This window comes from Bartonella sp. CL70QHWL, from assembly GCF_042194855.1.
Taxonomy (GTDB): domain Bacteria; phylum Pseudomonadota; class Alphaproteobacteria; order Rhizobiales; family Rhizobiaceae; genus Bartonella.
In genome coordinates, this window is sequence record NZ_JBHINJ010000002.1 from 91739 (window position 1) to 111442 (window position 19704).

Annotated in this window: 17 protein-coding genes and 2 pseudogenes; 13 read left to right on the plus strand and 6 right to left on the minus strand. The window is 38.3% G+C overall.

The window, feature by feature from the left end; all coding sequences use genetic code 11:
• Window positions 1-261: 261 nt before the first annotated feature.
• The 3 genes from ACFIJZ_RS01610 to ACFIJZ_RS01620 all read left to right on the plus strand — a co-directional run bounded on the left by ACFIJZ_RS01610 (window position 262) and on the right by ACFIJZ_RS01620 (window position 4554).
• Complete coding sequence (locus tag ACFIJZ_RS01610; protein ID WP_375630822.1) at window positions 262-576, plus strand: SH3 domain-containing protein; 315 nt, start codon at window positions 262-264, stop codon at window positions 574-576.
• A 258-nt stretch (window positions 577-834) separates the two neighbouring features.
• The gene (gene uvrB / locus ACFIJZ_RS01615) at window positions 835-3144 is read left to right on the plus strand and encodes an excinuclease ABC subunit UvrB (RefSeq protein WP_375630824.1); all 2310 of its coding nucleotides are present in this window, start codon (window positions 835-837) and stop codon (window positions 3142-3144) included.
• Window positions 3145-3771: 627 nt separating this feature from the next.
• Entirely contained in the window at window positions 3772-4554 is a 783-nt protein-coding gene (locus tag ACFIJZ_RS01620) for a BA14K family protein (RefSeq protein WP_273791223.1), read from the plus strand.
• Between the two features lie 69 nt (window positions 4555-4623).
• On the opposite strand, the pseudogene ACFIJZ_RS01625 reads toward ACFIJZ_RS01620, so the two are convergent.
• Window positions 4624-4935, minus strand: a pseudogene (locus tag ACFIJZ_RS01625) (MBL fold metallo-hydrolase); the annotation flags it as partial.
• 4 nt (window positions 4936-4939) lie between these two features.
• Between ACFIJZ_RS01625 and ACFIJZ_RS01630 the strand changes: the two are divergent.
• Together ACFIJZ_RS01630 and ACFIJZ_RS01635 are read left to right on the plus strand one after the other, a co-directional pair.
• Window positions 4940-5560 (plus strand): annotated as a pseudogene (locus tag ACFIJZ_RS01630) (sensor histidine kinase); the annotation flags it as partial.
• A gap of 579 nt (window positions 5561-6139) precedes the next feature.
• Window positions 6140-6763 (plus strand): BA14K family protein, encoded by a 624-nt coding sequence (locus ACFIJZ_RS01635; RefSeq protein WP_375630826.1) that lies wholly within the window; start codon window positions 6140-6142, stop codon window positions 6761-6763.
• Window positions 6764-6832: 69 nt separating this feature from the next.
• Here the strand turns inward: ACFIJZ_RS01635 and ACFIJZ_RS01640 are convergent, their stop codons facing one another.
• The gene (locus ACFIJZ_RS01640; RefSeq protein WP_273791225.1) at window positions 6833-7483 is read right to left on the minus strand and encodes an MBL fold metallo-hydrolase; all 651 of its coding nucleotides are present in this window, start codon (window positions 7481-7483) and stop codon (window positions 6833-6835) included.
• 144 nt (window positions 7484-7627) lie between these two features.
• Between ACFIJZ_RS01640 and ACFIJZ_RS01645 the strand changes: the two genes are divergently transcribed.
• A complete protein-coding gene (locus tag ACFIJZ_RS01645; RefSeq protein WP_375630828.1) occupies window positions 7628-8332 on the plus strand; it encodes a response regulator in 705 nt (234 codons plus the stop codon).
• A gap of 8 nt (window positions 8333-8340) precedes the next feature.
• Window positions 8341-9681 (plus strand): ATP-binding protein, encoded by a 1341-nt coding sequence (locus tag ACFIJZ_RS01650; protein ID WP_273791227.1) that lies wholly within the window; start codon window positions 8341-8343, stop codon window positions 9679-9681.
• Between the two features lie 45 nt (window positions 9682-9726).
• Here ACFIJZ_RS01650 and ACFIJZ_RS01655 read toward each other — a convergent pair whose 3' ends face one another.
• Window positions 9727-10227, minus strand: coding sequence for a YbjN domain-containing protein (locus ACFIJZ_RS01655; protein WP_375629408.1), 501 nt, complete (start codon window positions 10225-10227; stop codon window positions 9727-9729).
• A gap of 403 nt (window positions 10228-10630) precedes the next feature.
• On the minus strand, window positions 10631-10876 hold the full coding sequence (locus tag ACFIJZ_RS01660; protein ID WP_375630830.1) for an accessory factor UbiK family protein: 246 nt from the start codon (window positions 10874-10876) through the stop codon (window positions 10631-10633).
• A gap of 305 nt (window positions 10877-11181) precedes the next feature.
• Here ACFIJZ_RS01660 and lgt point away from each other — a divergent pair, with 305 nt between their 5' ends.
• The 4 genes from lgt (at window position 11182) to ACFIJZ_RS01680 (ending at window position 15415) form a co-directional block, all read left to right on the plus strand.
• Entirely contained in the window at window positions 11182-12060 is an 879-nt protein-coding gene (gene lgt / locus ACFIJZ_RS01665; protein ID WP_375630832.1) for a prolipoprotein diacylglyceryl transferase, read from the plus strand.
• Window positions 12035-13114, plus strand: coding sequence for a class I SAM-dependent methyltransferase (locus ACFIJZ_RS01670; protein WP_273791230.1), 1080 nt, complete (start codon window positions 12035-12037; stop codon window positions 13112-13114). The genes lgt and ACFIJZ_RS01670 overlap by 26 nt, the downstream gene beginning before the upstream one ends.
• A 102-nt stretch (window positions 13115-13216) precedes the next feature.
• Window positions 13217-14008 (plus strand): peptidoglycan editing factor PgeF, encoded by a 792-nt coding sequence (pgeF, locus tag ACFIJZ_RS01675; protein ID WP_375620697.1) that lies wholly within the window; start codon window positions 13217-13219, stop codon window positions 14006-14008.
• Between the two features lie 474 nt (window positions 14009-14482).
• A complete protein-coding gene (locus tag ACFIJZ_RS01680) occupies window positions 14483-15415 on the plus strand; it encodes a ribose-phosphate pyrophosphokinase (protein WP_273791232.1) in 933 nt (310 codons plus the stop codon).
• On the opposite strand, the gene ACFIJZ_RS01685 is transcribed toward ACFIJZ_RS01680, so the two are convergent.
• Entirely contained in the window at window positions 15412-16911 is a 1500-nt protein-coding gene (locus ACFIJZ_RS01685; RefSeq protein ID WP_273791233.1) for an ATP-binding protein, read from the minus strand. The genes ACFIJZ_RS01680 and ACFIJZ_RS01685 overlap by 4 nt on opposite strands.
• 292 nt (window positions 16912-17203) lie before the next feature.
• Between ACFIJZ_RS01685 and ACFIJZ_RS01690 the strand changes: the two genes are divergently transcribed.
• Together ACFIJZ_RS01690 and pth are read left to right on the plus strand one after the other, a co-directional pair.
• Window positions 17204-17833: a 50S ribosomal protein L25/general stress protein Ctc gene (locus ACFIJZ_RS01690; RefSeq protein ID WP_375630835.1), complete on the plus strand. Its 630-nt coding sequence runs from the start codon at window positions 17204-17206 to the stop codon at window positions 17831-17833.
• Window positions 17834-17909: 76 nt separating this feature from the next.
• Entirely contained in the window at window positions 17910-18536 is a 627-nt protein-coding gene (gene pth / locus ACFIJZ_RS01695; RefSeq protein WP_375630837.1) for an aminoacyl-tRNA hydrolase, read from the plus strand.
• A 190-nt stretch (window positions 18537-18726) separates the two neighbouring features.
• On the opposite strand, the gene ACFIJZ_RS01700 is transcribed toward pth, so the two are convergent.
• Complete coding sequence (locus ACFIJZ_RS01700) at window positions 18727-19470, minus strand: L,D-transpeptidase (RefSeq protein ID WP_273791236.1); 744 nt, start codon at window positions 19468-19470, stop codon at window positions 18727-18729.
• Window positions 19471-19704 lie beyond the last annotated feature (234 nt).

A 19704-nucleotide genomic window follows, 5' to 3' on the forward strand; every position in this document is an offset into this window, starting at 1 on the left:
AAACTACGATCTTTTTTATTATATAGTACAGTATCGCTGTTTTCCATACAAAAATAAATAAAGGAAACAAAACATGCACAAATAGTGATTAAAACATCTCATTTTGGTGTTTAAAACGTTAAACTTCACTATTCTCTTTAAAGTGTCCTAAAGAAGAAAGAATTGTATTTTTTTCTGTTTTATCATAATCTAGTAAAAGAAATCATATGGGATATGAAGAGAGAAGGATAGAAAATCTCTAAAGAAATTCTTTACAGAAAAATGAAAAAAATCGTCATTTTTTTTATGTTTGGCTCTTTCTTTTTAGCCACAACAATATCAGAGGCAGCAGATGCTTTTGTTACGAGAAATCTTAATTTTAGAACAGGTCCCAGCACTCAGTATGCGCTTTGCGGCTTAATCTCTGCTGGAGAATTGGTTTTTGTTAAAAACTGTGAAGGAAATTGGTGCCATATCCGATATAACACTCAAATAGGTTGGGTGTCATCTCGTTATCTTTCATTTAAAGATGGAAACGATCTTTATCACACATATACAATGTCTTTAGTGCCCAAACATACCGATTATTCTCCATAACAGCCATAATAACTTATGCCCTCTTGAATATCATCATGGCAAAAATGCAATAGTGTCCACGAACAACCACAAATATACCCCCTCCAAAGAAATACTTCAAAGAACTCGTCTCATGAAAAACTTGATCAATATCCTAATGAAAGCTCTAATAAACCAAAATAAATCTGTTCAATAACGTTTTGCTGTTGTCGTAATAAATTTGTAAAAATTAGTATTTTCTTTAAAATCACCAACACTTTTCTATCAAAGGATACAACAATGAAAAATGGTGTTACTGCAACAGTAGAAGCTCTTTCTGCTCTTATTGCTTCAGGTAATCCTCTTTTTAAGAATGGCGCGTTATGGACACCTCACCGCCCTGTTCGTCCTGAAAAGTCTGAAGGTGGTATTCCATTTCAACTCGAAACATCTTTTAAACCCGCGGGAGATCAACCTCAAGCCATAAAAACTCTGGTTGAGGGAATTCAAAAAGATGAACGTACACAAGTGCTTTTGGGTGTTACCGGCTCAGGAAAAACCTATACAATGGCCAATATCATTGAAAAAACACAGCGTCCAGCTTTAATCTTAGCACCAAATAAAACTCTAGCAGCGCAGCTTTACGGTGAATTTAAAAGTTTTTTTCCCCATAATGCCGTCGAATATTTTGTTTCCTATTATGACTATTATCAGCCAGAAGCCTACGTTGCACGCTCTGATACCTATATTGAAAAAGAATCCTCAATTAATGAACAAATCGACCGGATGCGTCATGCTGCAACACGCGCCGTCTTAGAGCGTGATGACGTTATTATCGTCGCCTCTGTCTCCTGCATCTACGGAATTGGTTCCGTAGAAACCTATACGGCCATGACCTTCCAAATAGCAAAAGGGGACAAACTCAATCAACGAACACTCTTGGCTGATTTAGTCTCTCAACAGTATTATCGACAAGATATCAATTTCATTCGTGGTTCCTTTCGTGTACGAGGGGATACAATCGAAATTTTCCCTGCCCACCTCGAAGATCGTGCTTGGCGTATTTCGCTCTTTGGCGATGAAGTGGAAACAATTACGGAATTCGATCCTCTCACCGGACAAAAAACAGGCGATCTTCAATCGATTAAAATTTATGCCAATTCACACTATGTAATACCGCGACCAACACTCAATCAAGCAATGAAAGCCATCAAAATGGAACTCGTTCAACGCCTCGATGAGTTGAACGCAGCTGGACGTCTTTTAGAAGCACAACGTTTAGAACAACGTACAATTTTTGATTTAGAAATGTTAGAAACCACCGGTTCATGCGCCGGAATAGAAAATTATTCACGTTATTTAACAGGACGAAAACCCGGAGAACCACCACCAACCTTGTTCGAATACATTCCAAATAATGCTCTTGTTTTTATCGATGAAAGCCACGTAACCATTCCCCAAATTGGGGGCATGTACCGAGGTGACTTTCGTAGAAAAGCAACACTAGCAGAATATGGTTTTCGCCTCCCTTCTTGTATGGATAACCGTCCTTTGCGCTTTGAAGAATGGGATGCTATGCGCCCACAAACGATTGCTGTCTCCGCAACACCTGGACGCTGGGAAATAGAACAATCTCACGGCACTTTTGCGGAACAAGTTATTCGCCCAACAGGGCTTGTTGACCCACCAACAGAGGTTCGTCCAGCCAAAAATCAAGTCGATGATGTTGTGAATGAAATTCGTAAAACAATTCAAAAAGGCTACCGTACATTGGTGACAGTTCTCACAAAGCGTATAGCTGAGGACTTAACTGAATATCTCCACGAACAAGACATTCGTGTACGCTACATGCATTCTGACATTGATACATTAGAACGCATTGAAATTCTACGCGATCTTCGGCTTGGCACCTTTGATGTCCTCATCGGTATCAACTTGCTCCGAGAAGGCTTAGATATTCCAGAATGTGGTTTTGTTGCCATTCTAGATGCCGATAAAGAGGGCTTTTTGCGCTCTGAAACTTCCCTCATACAAACAATCGGACGTGCTGCACGTAACGTAGATGGCCGTGTTATCCTCTATGCAGATACGATCACTGGTTCCATAGAACGAGCCTTACAGGAGACACAAAGACGTCGACAAAAACAAATAGCCTATAATGAAGAACACCATATCACACCGAAAAGTATCAAAAAAAATATCGGAGATATTCTCAATTTAGGCGATGAAAACAACCATGTTCGTACAAATATCCCTGATGTTATCGAGAAAAAAAATATAGTTGGCAACAATTTAGCATCTCATATTAAACACCTTGAAAAATTAATGCATGAAGCAGCTGCTGATCTTAATTTTGAAGAAGCAGCGCGACTTCGCGATGAAATCAAACAATTACAAAAGATAGAACTAGAACTCGCAGAAAATCCCTTAACACATCATAGCGAACAATCCACCCATGAGCCCGTGTTACAACAAAGTCTTTTCTCCAAACCAGACCTTGCACACATGGGACCAACCATGGACACTGGTATTTTGGAAAATCAAAAAGGAAAATCTCGTAAAAACACCCCTAATCAAGCAACAATAAAACGAAAAAAACGCAATCAATGAAGGAGTAAGAAATTTCAAACCGCATAAAATAATCTTCAGCTCTTCTAAAAAAGACTAAGGTTCAAAAGCAAACAGCATTATTCGAAAAATAGACAACCTCCAACATCAAGGGTGCTCCAATTTGTCTAAAACAACATAAGAAAGAACATTTTACAAAAAATTCCAAAATATATTATTTTATACAGTTATACTCTGATATTTAACTCAATATTATCGATCCTTACAAAAAAATATTCAAATAAGTCACTGTTCTATAACACAAATAAAGTAAAATAAGACTTTCTCATAGAACCATAAGACTATGATAAAAAATGATAACTTTGTATTCATACACCTATTGTTCAATTCATATTGTACCAAACAATAAAAAAGTACCAATAAATAAAGATTTTATATCCCATAGTAAAAAATCGGGTACTCTCAATACAAATTTATTAATTAACCTCAAGCAGAGTACATTAATTGAAATCAAAATTCTGTTATGATTTTATTGTACTGTCTCCGTGGTAGATTTAACTAAATGAATTTTTATTTTTTTGTCACAATAAAGTCCAAAATTGTTCAGGCTCTATTCAGTTTGAAACGTGTAGGATGTGAAAAATACGAATTTACACAAGGAGCATCATTATGAAAAAAGTGATCAGGTTAGCGGTATTATCAGCAATGTCAACTGTGACCGTTTTGATGCCGCTAAATGCAACGCTTGCGAATATGGCATGGAATCGTAGTGACTCTATCTCGAGAGAAATAGATGATATGATGAGGAAGATGCGTAAAGAAACAGATGATGCGATAAGGGAAATAAGGAAGAAAGCTGATATCCCGCCTTGCGGTTTTTCTCGCTCCCATTGTTCTGATAGAAAACGTGGTTTTTTTTCTGATGATTTCCAAAAGTTTGTTGATGATTTCCACAAGAGTTTTGAAGACGGCAAAAGAAGATTTAAAGCCGAACATGAAAGGTTTGTAGCCAAACATAGTAAGACGGAACAACAACACCATCATCACCACCACCACCATTATCATTATATTGAAAACAAAACGTATCATTACGTCGAGCGCAAAAAAACAAAACACCGTAATGTTCATATAGAAAACTCAGGAGATGCTGTAGTAATGGGTATTCTTGGTCTTGCAACAGGTACGATTCTTGGTACAGTTTTAAAAAAACCAGAACAGCCACAAGTTGTTTATCAAATAGTACCACAAAATCAAATTGTATATCAACAGGTTCCACAAGAACAGATAATTTATGAAGCTCCGCAAATGGTGAAATATGAGCCAGTACAACAATCATGGGAATCTGATTGGCTTAACTATTGTAAGAAAAAATACCGTTCTTTCAACCCTAAAACAGGAACTTTCCGAGACCGTAATGGTTTGGAACACGTTTGTTATGCCCCAATAAATTAACTTTTGTTCCGCCTTACTAATAAGTCTTAAATGGCACAAAAAAACGCTTCAAAGCGTTTTTTTGTTTGCTCATATATTAAAATCTTGAAGAAAAGGATTATTTTGGCGCTCATAGCCTATGCTACTTTTGGGACCATGCCCACAAATAAAACAAACATCATCGCCTAAGGGTAAAACTTTTTCTCGAAGAGATTGTATCAATTTTTCATAGGAACAGAAGGGGAAGTCCGTACGTCCAATAGAACCACGAAAGAGAACATCACCCAAGAGGGCTAAGCGCTCTTCTTCATTGAAATAAATAACATGACCAGGGGAATGTCCTAGTGTATGCAAAACCCTAAACACATGTCTAGCAAAATACACACACTCACCATCTTCTAACTATATCGAACAACGCACCATGATGCTTTCGGGTGTAAGCCATGATTTAAGAACCATTCTCACCCGTTTTAAACTTCAACTAGCGTTAGCAAATACTGACTTTGATATTAAGCCGCTTGAGCAAGATGTGAGCGACATGCAAAATATGTTAGAAAATTACCTTGCTTTTGCCCGTAGTGAAGGAAGTGAGTATATTAAAACTTTTGATTTAAATGCTCTTATGCAAAAATTCTCTACCGATGCGCATCTTCACAAACGTCAATTTTCCTACACCATTGAAAGCCCTACACAAATACAAGTACGCCCCCATGCCTTCACGCGTCTCATCAGCAATCTTGTATCAAAAGCATTTTGTCATGCTAATACTGTCAAACTAACAGCCATATCCCAACAAGAATCTTTCATCATAACTATTGATGATGATGGACCTGGGATTCATAAAAATATGCGCACAGAAGTCTTTAAGCCATTCTTTAAACTTGATAAAACACAAAATCAAGATGCGAGTAGAGCAGGACTCGGCCTTTCTATTGCTCAAGATATAGCACGTAGCCATGGAGGCAATATTCAATTGGATGATAGCCCTCTAGGGGGCTTACGCGCTATTATTGATGTCCCCCTTTAGCAATTTTTCTTGTTAAACCACGTTATAAAAAAATCCCTAAAACTATCAAAACATGCCAAAAACACTTCTAAAACCTAAATGAGCACAAAAAAATTAAAGAGAATGTTTCCCATATATCAAAAAAAGTTCCCGCAATATATTATCTTATACAGTTATAATCTGATATCGAACTCAATATTTAACCTCACAAGAGAGTAGTCAAACAGGACTGTATTCTATCACACAAATAAGATTTTATCTTAGCACCATAAGCCTATAATAAAAAACGATAACTTTTATTCATACACCTATTGTTTAATTCATATTGTGTCAATTAATAAAAAAGTACTCATCAATAAAGAATTTATAACCAATAGTAAAAAATCTGCTGCTCTCAATACAAGCTGCTTAATTAACCTTAAGAATATTACATTAATTGAAATCAAAATTTTGTCATGATTTTATTTTACTGTACCGGCAATGTTTTAACTAAATGAATTTTTATTTTTTTGTCACAATAAAGTCCAAAATTGTTCAGGCTCTATTCAGTTTGAAACGTGTAGGATGTGAAAAATACGAATTTACACAAGGAGCATCATTATGAAAAAACTCTTCAGATTAGCGGTATTATCAGCAATGTCTACTGCAACCGTTTTGATGCCATTAAATCCAACGCTTGCAGATATGGCATGGTATCATAGCTATGATATGAGGAGGGAGGCTGGTTTACCAGCTCACAATTTTAGCTCCCATTTTTCTCATAGTGAACATCGCTCTTTTGATAATCCCCACAAGCGTCATTATGTTAGCCATAAATGGGGAGCACAACAACACCATCATGTTGAACACAAGACATATCATTATGTCGAGCGCAAAAAGACAAAACACAGTAGTATTAATATAAATAACTCAGGAGAAGCTTTAGCAATAGGCATTCTTGCTCTTGCAGCAGGTGCACTTCTCGGCAAAATTTTAAAAAAACCAGAACAGCCACAAGTTGTTTATCAAACCGCACCACAGCATCAAATTGTATATCAACAGGTTCCACAAGAACAGATAATTTATGAAGCTCCGCAAACGGTGGAATATGAGCCAGTACAACAATCATGGGAGTCTGATTGGCTTAACTATTGCAAGAAAAAATACCGTTCTTTCAACCCTAAAACAGGAACTTTCCGAGACCGTAATGGTTTGGAACACGTTTGTTATGCCCCAATAAATTAACTTTTGTTCCGCCTTACTAATAAGTCTTAAATGGCACAAAAAAACGCTTCAAAGCGTTTTTTTGTTTGCTCATATATTAAAATCTTGAAGAAAAGGATTATTTTGGCGCTCATAGCCTATGCTACTTTTGGGACCATGCCCACAAATAAAACAAACATCATCGCCTAAGGGTAAAACTTTTTCTCGAAGAGATTGCATCAATTTTTCATAGGAACAGAAGGGGAAGTCCGTACGTCCAATAGAACCACGAAAAAGAACATCACCCAAGAGGGCTAAGCGCTCTTTTTCATTGAAATAAATAACATGACCAGGGGAATGTCCTGGGGTGTGAAAAACCTTAAACACATGTCCAGCAAAATGAACACACTCACCATCTTCTAACCATTTGTCAGGAATACAGATGCAAGCATCAGTGATGCCATAATTTTTTGCGCTTTCGCTCACAGCATCCATCACAGGCTTATCATCGCGATGTGAACCGATAATTTTTACATTAAGCGCTTCTTTCGCTTGCATTGCTGCTCCTACATGATCAAAATGACCATGTGTTACCCAAATAGCCTCGACAATAACACCATTCTTTTCGATTACGTCTTGAATCCGCGGCCAATCACCACCAGGATCAACGAGAACCCCCGTTTTACATTCACTATCAAAAAGCAAAGTGCAATTTTGTTGGAATGTCGTAACGGGAATAATATGTATATTAAGACTACCCATAATATCCTTTTCAAAAGTAACTTTTTTAAATTTATAAATAAAACTTTCTCTCCTTTAAGGTAAAGGTGCTGCTCGACAGCTTTATACAACTTATGTAAACTTGCATTTTGTGTAAACTAAATTTTTATCAAGGTTTTTTTAAGAATGACCAATCACGTTCAAGTTTTGTGTGACGATGCCCCTCACCTTCTTGTGATTGATGACGATACTCGTATTCGCAATCTTTTATTTCAGTTTCTCATTAAAAATGGATTTCGTGTTTCAGTTTCAGCCAATGCGAATGAAGCAAGACGACTGTTGGCAAGTTTAGATTTTGATCTTCTTATTGTTGATGTCATGATGCCTAGCGAAAACGGTATTGATCTCACTCATTCACTCCGCCAAACAAAAGATGTTCCTATCTTGATGCTAACAGCTTTATCAGAAATAGACAATCGTATCCGTGGATTAGAAGCAGGGGCCGATGATTATCTGTCTAAGCCGTTTGACCCTCGTGAACTTCTCCTTCGCATCAACGCCATTTTACGACGTGGTTTTCCCCTTAGCCAACCTAAAATTGAGCAAATCGTTTTTGGTCCTTATATATTTTCAATTTCACGACGCGAACTCAAAAAAGGAGGAGAAATTATTAAATTAACAGATAAAGAACAAGAAATAATGGTCATGTTTGCCGAAAATGCAGGCGATACAATTCCGCGCCATAAATTCGCGACAGATGACAGCAATATAAGTGAACGTGCCATTGATGTGCAGATCAACCGCCTTCGTCGTAAGATCGAAAAAAATCCAGCACTGCCTATATGGCTCCAAACCGTGCGAGGAATAGGGTATAAACTCTCTATTGAATAGGCACAAGAATGATCAAACCTTTAAGATTTTTTCTTCGATGGTTAACGAAAAAAATGCCTAAACGGCTTTATGCTCGCTCTTTAATCATTATTATCGCTCCCATGGTGCTTCTGCAAACGGTCATTGCTTATGTCTTTATGGAACGCCATTGGCAAATGGTAACCGAGCGTCTTTCAACGGCTGTCGTGCATGATATTTCAGCCATTATTGATATTCTTGAAACATATCCCCAACAAGATAACTATGAAGATATCAAGCGTATTGCACAACAACGTATGGGATTAAATATTTCTATTCTATCTCCTACCTCCTTACCCCCTCCAGGACCTAAGCCATTTTTTGCAATTCTTGACTATTTTTTAAGTGAAGAAATCACCCGCCAAATTAACCGTCCCTTCTGGATTGATACCGTAGGAGATTCTGATCTTGTTGAAATCCGTATCCACCTTGGTCACAACATCTTACGCGTCTTTGCTCCACGCAGCCAAGCCTATGCTTCCAATACTGCTATTTTTTTAAGCTGGATGGTAGGAACAGCTCTTGTTTTATTGCTGATAGCAATTTACTTCTTGCGCAATCAAATCAAACCGATTCAACAATTGGCTGAAGCAGCAGAAAGCTTTGGACGCGGTCGTCCTTTACCAAAAGGTTTTCAACCACAAGGAGCTGATGAAGTCCGTCGTGCAGGCATCGCTTTTTTACGCATGCGTGAACGTATTGAACGCCAAATTGAACAACGTACCATGATGCTCTCAGGAGTAAGTCATGATTTAAGAACCATTCTTACACGCTTTAAACTTCAGCTGGCATTAGTAAATACTGACTTTGATATTAAACCGCTTGAGCAAGATGTAAGTGACATGCAAAATATGTTAGAAGATTATCTTGCTTTTGCTCGTGGTGAAGGAAGTGAAAGTGTCAAGACTTTTGATTTAAATGCTCTTATGCAAAAATTCTCCACCGATGCTCGTCTTCACAAACGTCAATTTTCTTACACCATTGAAGGTCCTACAGAAATACAAGTACGTCCCCGTGCTTTCACACGCTTAGTCAGCAATCTTGTAACAAATGCATTTTGTTACGGCACGACTGTTAAACTAACCGCTAACTCTCAACAAGAATCTTTTATATTGATAATCGATGATAATGGACCTGGAATTCATGAAGATATGCGCACAGAAGTTTTTAAGCCATTCTTTCGACTTGATAAAGCGCGAAATCAAGATGCAAGTGGAACAGGACTTGGTCTTTCTATTGCTCAAGACATAGCACGCAGCCATGGTGGCAATATACAATTAGATGAGAGCCCACTCGGGGGAGTGCGCGCTATTCTTGATGTCCCCCTATGAGCAATATTTCCGCAAACCGTCTGTAAAAATAACAGACTGTATATTTTAGGCATTCCCTACAGTTTCAAACAAAGTGTACTGTAGTGCCTTGTAAGCACTTTCTCCCGACAAAGCAACCATCTGAAATGCAACATAATGGCTTTCACAGGCTTTAAGTGCATGTATCAACAATGTTTCAACCTGTATATGAGATGGATGCATCCCACCAGCCAAAAGAAGACCTTGTCGATAAATGACTGAATTATTCCTTTGCCAGTAATCAAAATGTCCCAACAACAACTTTTCATTAATTGCTAGCAATAAGCGCTGTATTTCAGCTGTTCGAGCATTTTTAGTAGAGAGATCAAACGAACAAGCTAAATGAAGTGCTTCATGCTCTTCCATCCATGAAAAAGCAAGACGATAGTTTGCGCGTTTTCCTTCCACACAAACGCTAATTTCATCTTGTGCATCCCGCTCAAACGACCAATCATATTCACAGGCAATCTGTTCGATAAAGTCAACAGGGTGCTCTTTTCTTTCTGTGGCGCAAAATGCAAGCCTCATCACAATCCTCAATCATCTTAAAACATTGTCAACAGAATATAAAACGTCTAAACTGTAACAATATTTTGCTACAATCAGAACCTTTACACCAAACAAATACACATAAAAACATCGACAGTACACAAACACCCAGAACACAATCGCGCTGTTTAGGGCAACCTGATAGTCATAAAACGAATCATCAAGTCTTTTCAGTGTATTGATACAATTTCATAGCGCCAGCCCCCCTGATTCAAAAAAATGTATTTTACCCAAAAAAAAATCAAAAATAAACAAATGCTCCGCTCTAACAGACTCAAGATTAAGCATTTTTTAGTTTCACGCATCACATTGAAAAATTGGGGATATTTTTTGAAGATTCTTTTTTTAAGAAACTATTTTACTTTTTTGTGTCTGCGTTTTTTTAATCACCTTTCTTTAAATCATCAAGGCGCCTTTTCAAATCAGCATTATCAGCATGGATTTTCAGCACCATCTCCTTAAAAGTCTCAAACTCTTCGCGAGAAACAAGATCAAGCTTGTTTGCTATCTTTTCAGCCTGCACACGAAAAGCTGTTCCAGCTTCACGTCGTATGCCTTGCGCAACGTCAGCAGCATCCGTTGCTAATTTTGCTAATTCATCAAGAATACGATTTGATCCATTACGCATAACATTTTTCCTTAAATTTTAATTATTGACGCACGCATTATAGCGTATTCTCATAACATTTAGATACTGTAATTTGTTCCTTTTACTCTATATTTTACATCCTATGTAGACTTTTCATAACGATTTTGTTTAAGATTTTTTAATATTCCTTTATCACCATATTTTTTTACCGCGATAAATCAGTGGAAATCTATCTCCCTTTCTGACTAGCCTCCCTACTGACTTGACCATTGTGCATTCATCTGTCATTTCTGACCATCAGAGTCACTTCATATTCATCTCGTATAATGTAAAATGCTTAACTCATGAACAATCTGTCTTGTCCAGCCATTGCTTTTCCGTCTTTCCTTGATCCTGTCATTATCCAGCTAGGTCCCATAGCACTTCATTGGTATGGACTTGGTTACGTACTGGGTATTCTTTTTGCTTGGTGGTATGCGCAAAAATTATTAAAAAAAACATCTCTATGGTATAGAGACCACCCTCCTATGGATAAAGAAAAGATCGGAGATTTTGTTGTCTGGTCTGCCATAAGTGTTGTTATCGGAGGGCGTTTAGGACAAGTTCTTGTATGGGATCCCATTTACTATTTTAACCATCCAAGTGCTATCATTGCCGTATGGGATGGGGGAATGTCCTTTCATGGCGGACTTATTGGTATTATCATTGCTATGATCTGGTTTGCCCGTAAAAATTATATTAACATACGAGCCATGTTTGATATCATTGCTGCAGGTGCTCCTATTGGTATCGGCATTGTACGAATCTGCAACTTCATCAACCAAGAGTTATGGGGCAATATCACTACACATCCTTGGGCGGTTTGTTTTCCTCTCGATCCTTACTATTTACCGCGCCATCCAAGCCAGCTTTACGAAGCATTTATGGAAGGATTTCTTCTCTTTATCATCCTGTGTCTTCTTATTTTTGGGTTCAAAGCATTAAAGCGTCCCGGTACTGTATCAGGAACATTTATTATAGGCTACGCAGTAGCACGCAGCATTTCTGAAGTTTACCGTGCGCCTCAAGAAGATCCAGAATGGTTTTCGACACTTTTCCATTCTACTGGTTTTACCTATGGCATGGCTTTATCTCTTCCCATGCTTCTTTTAGGGGGTTATCTTCTTCTCCACGCCTTTAAATATAAATCGACAGAAAATGGCCAATCTAAAAGAAAAAATTAAAGAAATTATTGTCCTTAATGGACCAATCACTGTTAGCCAATATATGACGTTGGCACTTACAGATCCTCAGTTTGGTTATTATCAAACACAAACACCTTTTGGACGTGATGGTGATTTCATTACAGCACCTGAAATAAGCCAATTATTTGGAGAGATGATTGGCATTTGGACTCTTGCGAGCTGGAAAGCTCAAGGTTGTCCTCATCCTTTTATCCTCGCTGAGATAGGTCCAGGACGTGGAATTTTGATGGATGACATTTTGCGAACCATCCAAAAGCTTTCTACAAGAGCATTTAATGCTGCTGAAATTTTTTTGATCGAAATAAGCAAAAAACTTGCAAAAGAACAAAAAAAGCGCCTTTGCTCTTATCAAAAACAAATCCATAGCATTGAAAATTTTAATCAAATTCCTTCAAAACCTCTCTTCCTCATTGCTAATGAATTTCTCGATACACTCCCTATCAACCAATATATTAAAGTCAATGGAGAATGGAAAGAGCGCTGCATTACAGTCAATCAAAATGGAGATTTCATCTTTATTGCTGCCCCGCATAAACTTCCCTCTTCTTGTCTACAAACCTATTGTTCTAAAGTGCCTGACGGAACAATTTTTGAACATGCCCCTTTACGGCATCAATTCATGCAACAAATCAGCCACCATTTAGTGCAAGTGACAGGTTCTGCTTTACTTATCGACTATGGTGCTTGTGAGCTTGCCTTTGGCGATACCTTGCAAGCACTCTCAAAACATAGATTTCGTGATGTTTTTGATGCCCCTGGTGAACATGATTTAACATCCCATGTTGATTTTTCTTTTTTAAAAAACATAGCTCTTGAACAGGGCTGTTTTGCTGAAATCTTAGAGCAAGGAGAATTTCTTTTTAAAATGGGGCTACTGGAGCGCGCAAACCAGCTTGGAGTTGGCAAAAGTGCTCCTTTGCAAGACAAAATCCGCCAAGACATCGAACGGCTCGCTGGTCCAGATCAGATGGGAAAATTATTTAAAGTTTTACATTTCAGTGATAAAAACATCTCCATACCTCCTCAATTTTGATGATCGGCGCTTTTGTCAATAAGCACATCAGTATCTGAAATATTCATTGACAAATATGAACATCTCCATCCTCATTTCAAATAATCTCCATAAGGAACTTTTATGAAATCTATCCCTCATCCCATTCTTGCAAAAAATCTTTCTACTTTACACACCCATGGGATAAAACATGGATTTTTTACACGTCAAGGTGGTGTTTCAAAAAATCTTTATCATAGTCTTAATGTTGGGAAAGGTTCAAATGATCAGCTTGAATATATTGTACAGAATCGTCTTTTGATCGCCAATTATTTTTCTATTGAGGCGCAAAATTTAGTCACAGTCAATCAAATACACTCCTGTAACGTTGTCGTAGCTCATCAAGCAACTATCGGTGCACCTCCTCAAGCTGATGCTCTGGTTACGACCACCCCAGAACTCGTTATTGGGGTTCTTACAGCAGATTGCGGACCCATTCTGTTTGCTGATCCACAAGCTGGAGTCATCGCTGCAACTCATGCTGGCTGGCGTGGAAGCTTAAATGGAATTATCGAGAAAACAATTGCTGTTATGGAAACACAAGGAGCCAAAAGACAATCAATAACAGCAGTCCTTGGACCTTGTATTGGCCCTTATCACTACGAAGTAACAAATGAATTTTACGACCAATTTATTGATTACCACAGCAAATACCAAAAATATTTTTTAAAAACAGACAAAATAAATCGCTTTTATTTTAATCTATGGGCATTTATTATAAACCAACTCAAAGAAGCAGGCGTTAATGCTTCTTGTGTAGAGCTTTGTACCTATCAAGATGAACAGCGTTTTTTCTCCTATCGCCGTGCAATACACCGCAACGAACCCGATTACGGACGGCAAATTTCTGCTATTATGCTGAAAAACAAAAGATGAGCCCCTTTTATACTTGAGAACAATACCAAAACTGCAAAACTAAACTTTTTACCCAAATGTAAAAATAAATCCCATTGGACTTTGCTTTTTTCACAAAATTATCTACCAGCACATAAAATATGATAGCCTTCGCTGTGATCATTTTCAATGTTTGGTTATAATAATTGAAGGCAAGATGATACTTCTTTTTATCACTCCCCTTCATTCATCTTAAATATGAAACATTCCCCATATTGAAAGCATTTTTATAAAGTAATAACCAAAAAGATTAATCAATATGTATTTCTTTGCCGCATGGAGAAAAAACTTTGCTCTAAAAGTAACAAACTTTTGGAAAAAGAGAAAACATACTGCATAGCTCTTTAATAATAATCGATAAAATTGTAAGGCTTTTGTAATTGTTCTCTTGCAATTTAATAAAAAGAAATTAAAAACCGTGTCGCATTCTCACCATGATGATTCAGAGGTTCTACTATGAAACTTTTCTGCGGAAATTCTAATCCACGCCTAGCTGAAGATGTTGCAAATTATTTGAACATCCCCTTAGGCAAAGCAACTGTAAAGCGCTTTGCTGATCAAGAAATTTTCGTAGAACTGCATGAAAATGTACGTGGCCAAGATGTTTTTGTTTTGCAATCTACATCCTATCCCGCAAATGATCATTTGATGGAATTACTCATCATGATTGATGCCCTTCGTCGTTCTTCTGCACGTCGTATTACAGCTGTTATCCCCTATTTTGGCTATGCCCGCCAAGATAGAAAACCAGGACCGCGGACTCCTATTTCTGCAAAACTTGTTGCCAACCTAATTACGGAAGCAGGGGCCCATCGTGTTTTAACATTGGACCTTCATGCAGGACAAATTCAAGGTTTTTTTGATATCCCTACGGATAATCTCTATGCTGTTCCTGTCATTTCTCGCGATGTCAAAGTGCATTATTCTCTTGAAAATGTTATCGTTGTTTCACCTGATGTGGGTGGTGTGGTTCGCGCGCGCGCGCTCGCCAAGCGCTTGAACAGTTTGCTCGCTATTGTGGATAAACGTCGCGAAAGCCCCGGTGAATCAGAAGTTATGAATATCATTGGAGATGTATCGGGAAAAGATTGCCTTCTGCTTGATGATATTGTTGATTCAGGTGGAACTTTATGCAATGCAGCAAGTGCTCTGCTTAAACATGGTGCCAATAGTGTCACGGCTTATATCACGCACGGTGTTCTTTCTGGTAATGCAATCGAACGAATTGCCAATTCAGAGATGAAAGAATTGGTTATTACAGATTCAATTATGCCAACACAAGCTATTGAGAAAACCCATAATATTCGTGTTTTGCCCATTGCCGACCTTATTGGAGAAGCAATAGCAAGGACAGCAGCAGAACAATCGGTTTCCAGCTTATTTGGTTAAAGTGGTTCCTTGGGGTCTCCCGGTGCTGTTTCAACACCAAGATCAGGAAATGCAACAATACGTTGACCACTAAAATGCGTATGAATAACAATAAGTCCACGCTCTTCAAAGTAGGTTAAAAGTCGGCGTGCACGGCTTAAAGAATGAGTTCCATAAAGACGTGCTAAAAATGCATCAGATGGACATGGCTTTCCCCCTAATGCGGCCTGTGCCACATTCAAGAAGACTCCTTGAACATCTTCTTCCAAACTTTCTGATATCTGCAAAATATGTTTCCAATGTTCACTGACAGCCGTTTGTTCATCAACAAAAGCCTGAGCAATAGCCAATTTACGCCGAAATTGTGAAAGATTAAAAGGAACCTTTGACATACCATGGATACGGCAACGAACTGAAAAATCTTGATAAAGCACCGCTGTTGAACGATAAAAAGCCTCAGAATCCTCAAGAATTTCCCGAATAATATGTTCTGCTTGGCCGTCACGCTCAACATCAGAAAGTTCAGGAAATAAACTCAGGTTTTCTTCCAACAGCTCTTGTTTTTTATGCACTACCTCCTCTAACATCTCGTGCATTGATTTTTCCCTCATCGGCTCTCGTGTTTGTTTAAATGGCGTTAAAATTTCCTCTGGTGAAGCAGTAAAAACGAGCTCTTGCACATCATCCCGCTCTGTTGGAAGTGGCATTAATTTAGGACTAGAAGAGCGTGCCAAAGTTTCAACAGAACCGATAATGATTGGTAAGGGACGTCGTGATAAAGCAGGGCCTAAAGCTATAAAATTTCCCCGTTCAAGATCTCTAAACATTTCCGCTTGGCGACGCTCCATTCCCAAAAGATCAGCAGCGCGCACCATATCAATATCTAAAAAAGTCCGCCCTATTAAAAAGTTTGAAGCTTCAGCAGCAACATTTTTGGCAAGCTTAGCCAAACGTTGTGTCGCAATAACACCAGCAAGACCACGTTTACGTCCTCGACACATAAGATTGGTCATAGCGCTCAAAGAAATTTTACGCGCTTCATCAGAAACTTCTCCTGCTGCAGTTGGAGCAAACAATTGTGCTTCATCGACAACGACAAGCATAGGATACCAATAATCACGTTCCACATCAAAAAGTGCCCCAAGGAAAGCCCCTACAGCACGCATCTGTTGTTCAGTATCCAAGCCTTCAAGATTAAATACCACTGAAACTCGATGTTGTCGAATGCGATGGGCAATACGAGTCAACTCTAATTCACTACGTTGAGCCTCTACAATAACGTGACCAAATTTATCTGCCAAAGTTACAAAATCGCCTTCTGGATCAATTACACAATGCTGCACCCACTTAGCACTTTGCTCCAAAAGACGGCGTAAAAGATGTGATTTCCCTGAACCGGAATTACCTTGTACAAGAAGACGTGTCGCCAATAATTCTTCTAAGTCAAGAAGTGCTGGCATCGATTTATGCAAAGCACGATTCTCTGACATCTCACCCAAGGCAATCTCAACCTTCATAACATCTCCAGTGTTTGATTTTGAACATATCAGTGCCAGCACATATTGGTTGATTCTCCATCCACACCGCAATTTGTAACATTTCCTCCTTTTTAACGGTAGAAATCATCGATTTTTCCCACAACTCTTGCATCTATGAATAGTTTGAACTATAGAACAAACTTCTGCGTAGACACCCTTGGAGGCAACGTAGAATGGAGTGATCGCTGTTGGTTAGCGCATATCTTCATATCCATGCAAAAACTATTACTGTTTTTGAAGGATCTCCAATCATGTAAAAAGGACTTAAATTATGAGTAAAAGCTACACTCTTAAGGCCGAAAAACGCGAGCGGGTTGGTAAGGGGTCCTCCCGTGAACTTCGCCGCAACGGTCTTATTCCTGCTGTCATTTATGGTGAAAAACAACCACCCTTGGCAATAACAGTTCCCTATAAAGAAATTTTCTACAAAATTCATGCCGGTGGCTTTCGTACCACCATTGCAACGATTATTCTTGACAAGCAAAAAATTATGGTTTTGCCAAAAGATTATCAATTAGATCCCGTGCGTGACTTTCCCCTCCATGTAGACTTTTTACGCATTTCAGCAAAATCCGTTGTAGAAGTGAATATTCCTGTCCACTTCCTCAATGAAGATACGGCACCTGGACTTAAAAAGGGTGGTGTCCTCAATATTGTTCGGCACGAAATTGAATGTACAGCTCCAGCAAGTGCTATTCCTGAAGCTATTGAAATTGATCTCTCCAGCTACTCTATTGGTGATTCTATTCACATTTCAGCAGTGCAACTGCCAAAAGATGTGACTCCCATCATCCAAGATCGAGACTTTACCATTGCAACTATTGCAACTCCTGCTGGCATGGATGTCAGCGATGAAACTTCTGAGCAAGAAAATGATGAAGAAAACACGGAAACTTCATAAAACTCAAAAGGCGGGAATTTTTTCCGCCTTAATTTATGAGGCATTACCCTTACTCATACTTTGACTGAAGATACACATGTGGCTTATTGCTGGTCTTGGCAATCCTGGTTTACAATATCAAAATAACCGCCATAATATCGGTTTTATGGCTGTTGATGCCATTTATCAGTCCTTCTCTTTTTCTCCATGGTCAAAGAAGTTTCAAGCAGAAATCTCCAATGGTTTCATAAGTAATGAGAAAATTTTTCTTATAAAACCACAAACTTTCATGAATCTTTCTGGTCAAGCTATTGGCGAAGCTTTGCGATTTTATAAATTAGATTTGAAGAATTTGATCATCATTTATGATGAGTTAGACCTGTCACCGGGAAAAGTTCGTATAAAAATTGGTGGAGGAAATAATGGGCATAATGGCATTAAGTCTATTGATGCCCATTGTGGTACTGACTATTGTCGTATACGCATAGGAATTGGTCATCCTGGAAGCAAAGAACTTGTTCATCAGCATGTTCTGGGAAATTTCACCAAATCTGATCAAGAATGGTTATCCCCTCTCTTAGAGGCAATTGCAAAAAATATTGCTCTCCTTATAAAAGATGAGAAATCCCTCTTTATGAATGAAGTTTCACAAACGATAAAAAACAATCAAAACCATTGGCTTGAGTGTCCCAGTCGCGTGAAGAATATGGATAAGAACTCTTAAAAAAAATCCTCTTATAAACTTTCTCAAAGGAAAAATCTGTTGGCAACGTGAGAAGCTAAAAAATAGAATCAGAATACAAGCTTGTATGCACTTTTGAAAAAGAAAGGCTTATTTTCTCTTTTAAGAAAAAGAGAAGATTGAACAGAAAACCAAAACACTTAAACAGCTCTCTCCAATCTTCTCCCCAAAATTAAAAAAATTCATTTGGCTGAATGGTCGACTGTAGCGGATCATAGCCATTTGATTGTTGACTATAAACTGTAGGAATACTCCTATTGTTTTGCAATACCACAACACGCGAACCAACGGGAACACGATCATAAAGATCGATAATATCTTGATTAAGCAAACGAATGCACCCACTTGAAATAGCACGCCCAATTGACCACGATTCGTGTGAACCATGAATACGGAAAAGTGTATCTTTCCCATTTTTGAACAAATAAAGTGCCCGCGCACCTAATGGATTATCGGGTCCTGGTGGCATTCCTTTCCCAAGATGTCCATAACGTTCTGGTTCTCGAGCCATCATAGCTGCAGTAGGAGCCCAATTTGGCCACCGACGCTTGCGCTGTATAACCCCCTCACCTTCAAATGCTAAACCTTCCTTACCGACCCCAATCCCATAACGCAAAGCTTTTCCATTTTCACCAATAAGGTAAAGAAAACACTCTTGCGTATCTACAACCAATGTTCCAGCTGGATAAGATGTATAATAAATCACTTCTTGTCGCCAATATTTTGGATCAATTGTCGCAAGATCAACAGCAGGTAACGAATAAGTCTCATTCGTTACAGGACCATACAAAGCCTGTATTTCTGGTGGAATGTATCGAACTTGTTGAAAAGAAACCGATGACATATCTGACTGATGCGTAGCACATCCAGCCAAAGCCAAAAGTGCTGCAATTAAAAAGGCACAACGAGATAACACTCTTCTATTTTCTCCGATTAATTATTTATGCAGATTTGCATACCATGAAAAACTTAGCACAATATTAACATTAATTCGAAGTTTTCTTATCCTTGAAACTAAGGAGAGAATTAAGATAAGAAGAACTAAGGTAAAAAAAGCAGATACCTGCTACTTTATACTTTTTTCTCACTTATCGCAAGGCAAGGACTATAACTCTTATGAAAATATGCTATAAAAAAGAAGCTTTATCTT

Bases quoted from the DNA above. Each gene is read 5' to 3' on its own strand.
- ACFIJZ_RS01610 (WP_375630822.1), top strand. From the start codon at position 262: ATGAAAAAAATCGTCATTTTTTTTATGTTTGGCTCTTTCTTTTTAGCC.
- uvrB (WP_375630824.1), top strand. From the start codon at position 835: ATGAAAAATGGTGTTACTGCAACAGTAGAAGCTCTTTCTGCTCTTATT.
- ACFIJZ_RS01620 (WP_273791223.1), top strand. From the start codon at position 3,772: ATGAAAAAAGTGATCAGGTTAGCGGTATTATCAGCAATGTCAACTGTG.
- ACFIJZ_RS01635 (WP_375630826.1), top strand. From the start codon at position 6,140: ATGAAAAAACTCTTCAGATTAGCGGTATTATCAGCAATGTCTACTGCA.
- ACFIJZ_RS01640 (WP_273791225.1), bottom strand. From the start codon at position 7,483: ATGGGTAGTCTTAATATACATATTATTCCCGTTACGACATTCCAACAA.
- ACFIJZ_RS01645 (WP_375630828.1), top strand. From the start codon at position 7,628: ATGACCAATCACGTTCAAGTTTTGTGTGACGATGCCCCTCACCTTCTT.
- ACFIJZ_RS01650 (WP_273791227.1), top strand. From the start codon at position 8,341: ATGATCAAACCTTTAAGATTTTTTCTTCGATGGTTAACGAAAAAAATG.
- ACFIJZ_RS01655 (WP_375629408.1), bottom strand. From the start codon at position 10,227: ATGAGGCTTGCATTTTGCGCCACAGAAAGAAAAGAGCACCCTGTTGAC.
- ACFIJZ_RS01660 (WP_375630830.1), bottom strand. From the start codon at position 10,876: ATGCGTAATGGATCAAATCGTATTCTTGATGAATTAGCAAAATTAGCA.
- lgt (WP_375630832.1), top strand. From the start codon at position 11,182: ATGAACAATCTGTCTTGTCCAGCCATTGCTTTTCCGTCTTTCCTTGAT.
- ACFIJZ_RS01670 (WP_273791230.1), top strand. From the start codon at position 12,035: ATGGCCAATCTAAAAGAAAAAATTAAAGAAATTATTGTCCTTAATGGA.
- pgeF (WP_375620697.1), top strand. From the start codon at position 13,217: ATGAAATCTATCCCTCATCCCATTCTTGCAAAAAATCTTTCTACTTTA.
- ACFIJZ_RS01680 (WP_273791232.1), top strand. From the start codon at position 14,483: ATGAAACTTTTCTGCGGAAATTCTAATCCACGCCTAGCTGAAGATGTT.
- ACFIJZ_RS01685 (WP_273791233.1), bottom strand. From the start codon at position 16,911: ATGAAGGTTGAGATTGCCTTGGGTGAGATGTCAGAGAATCGTGCTTTG.
- ACFIJZ_RS01690 (WP_375630835.1), top strand. From the start codon at position 17,204: ATGAGTAAAAGCTACACTCTTAAGGCCGAAAAACGCGAGCGGGTTGGT.
- pth (WP_375630837.1), top strand. From the start codon at position 17,910: ATGTGGCTTATTGCTGGTCTTGGCAATCCTGGTTTACAATATCAAAAT.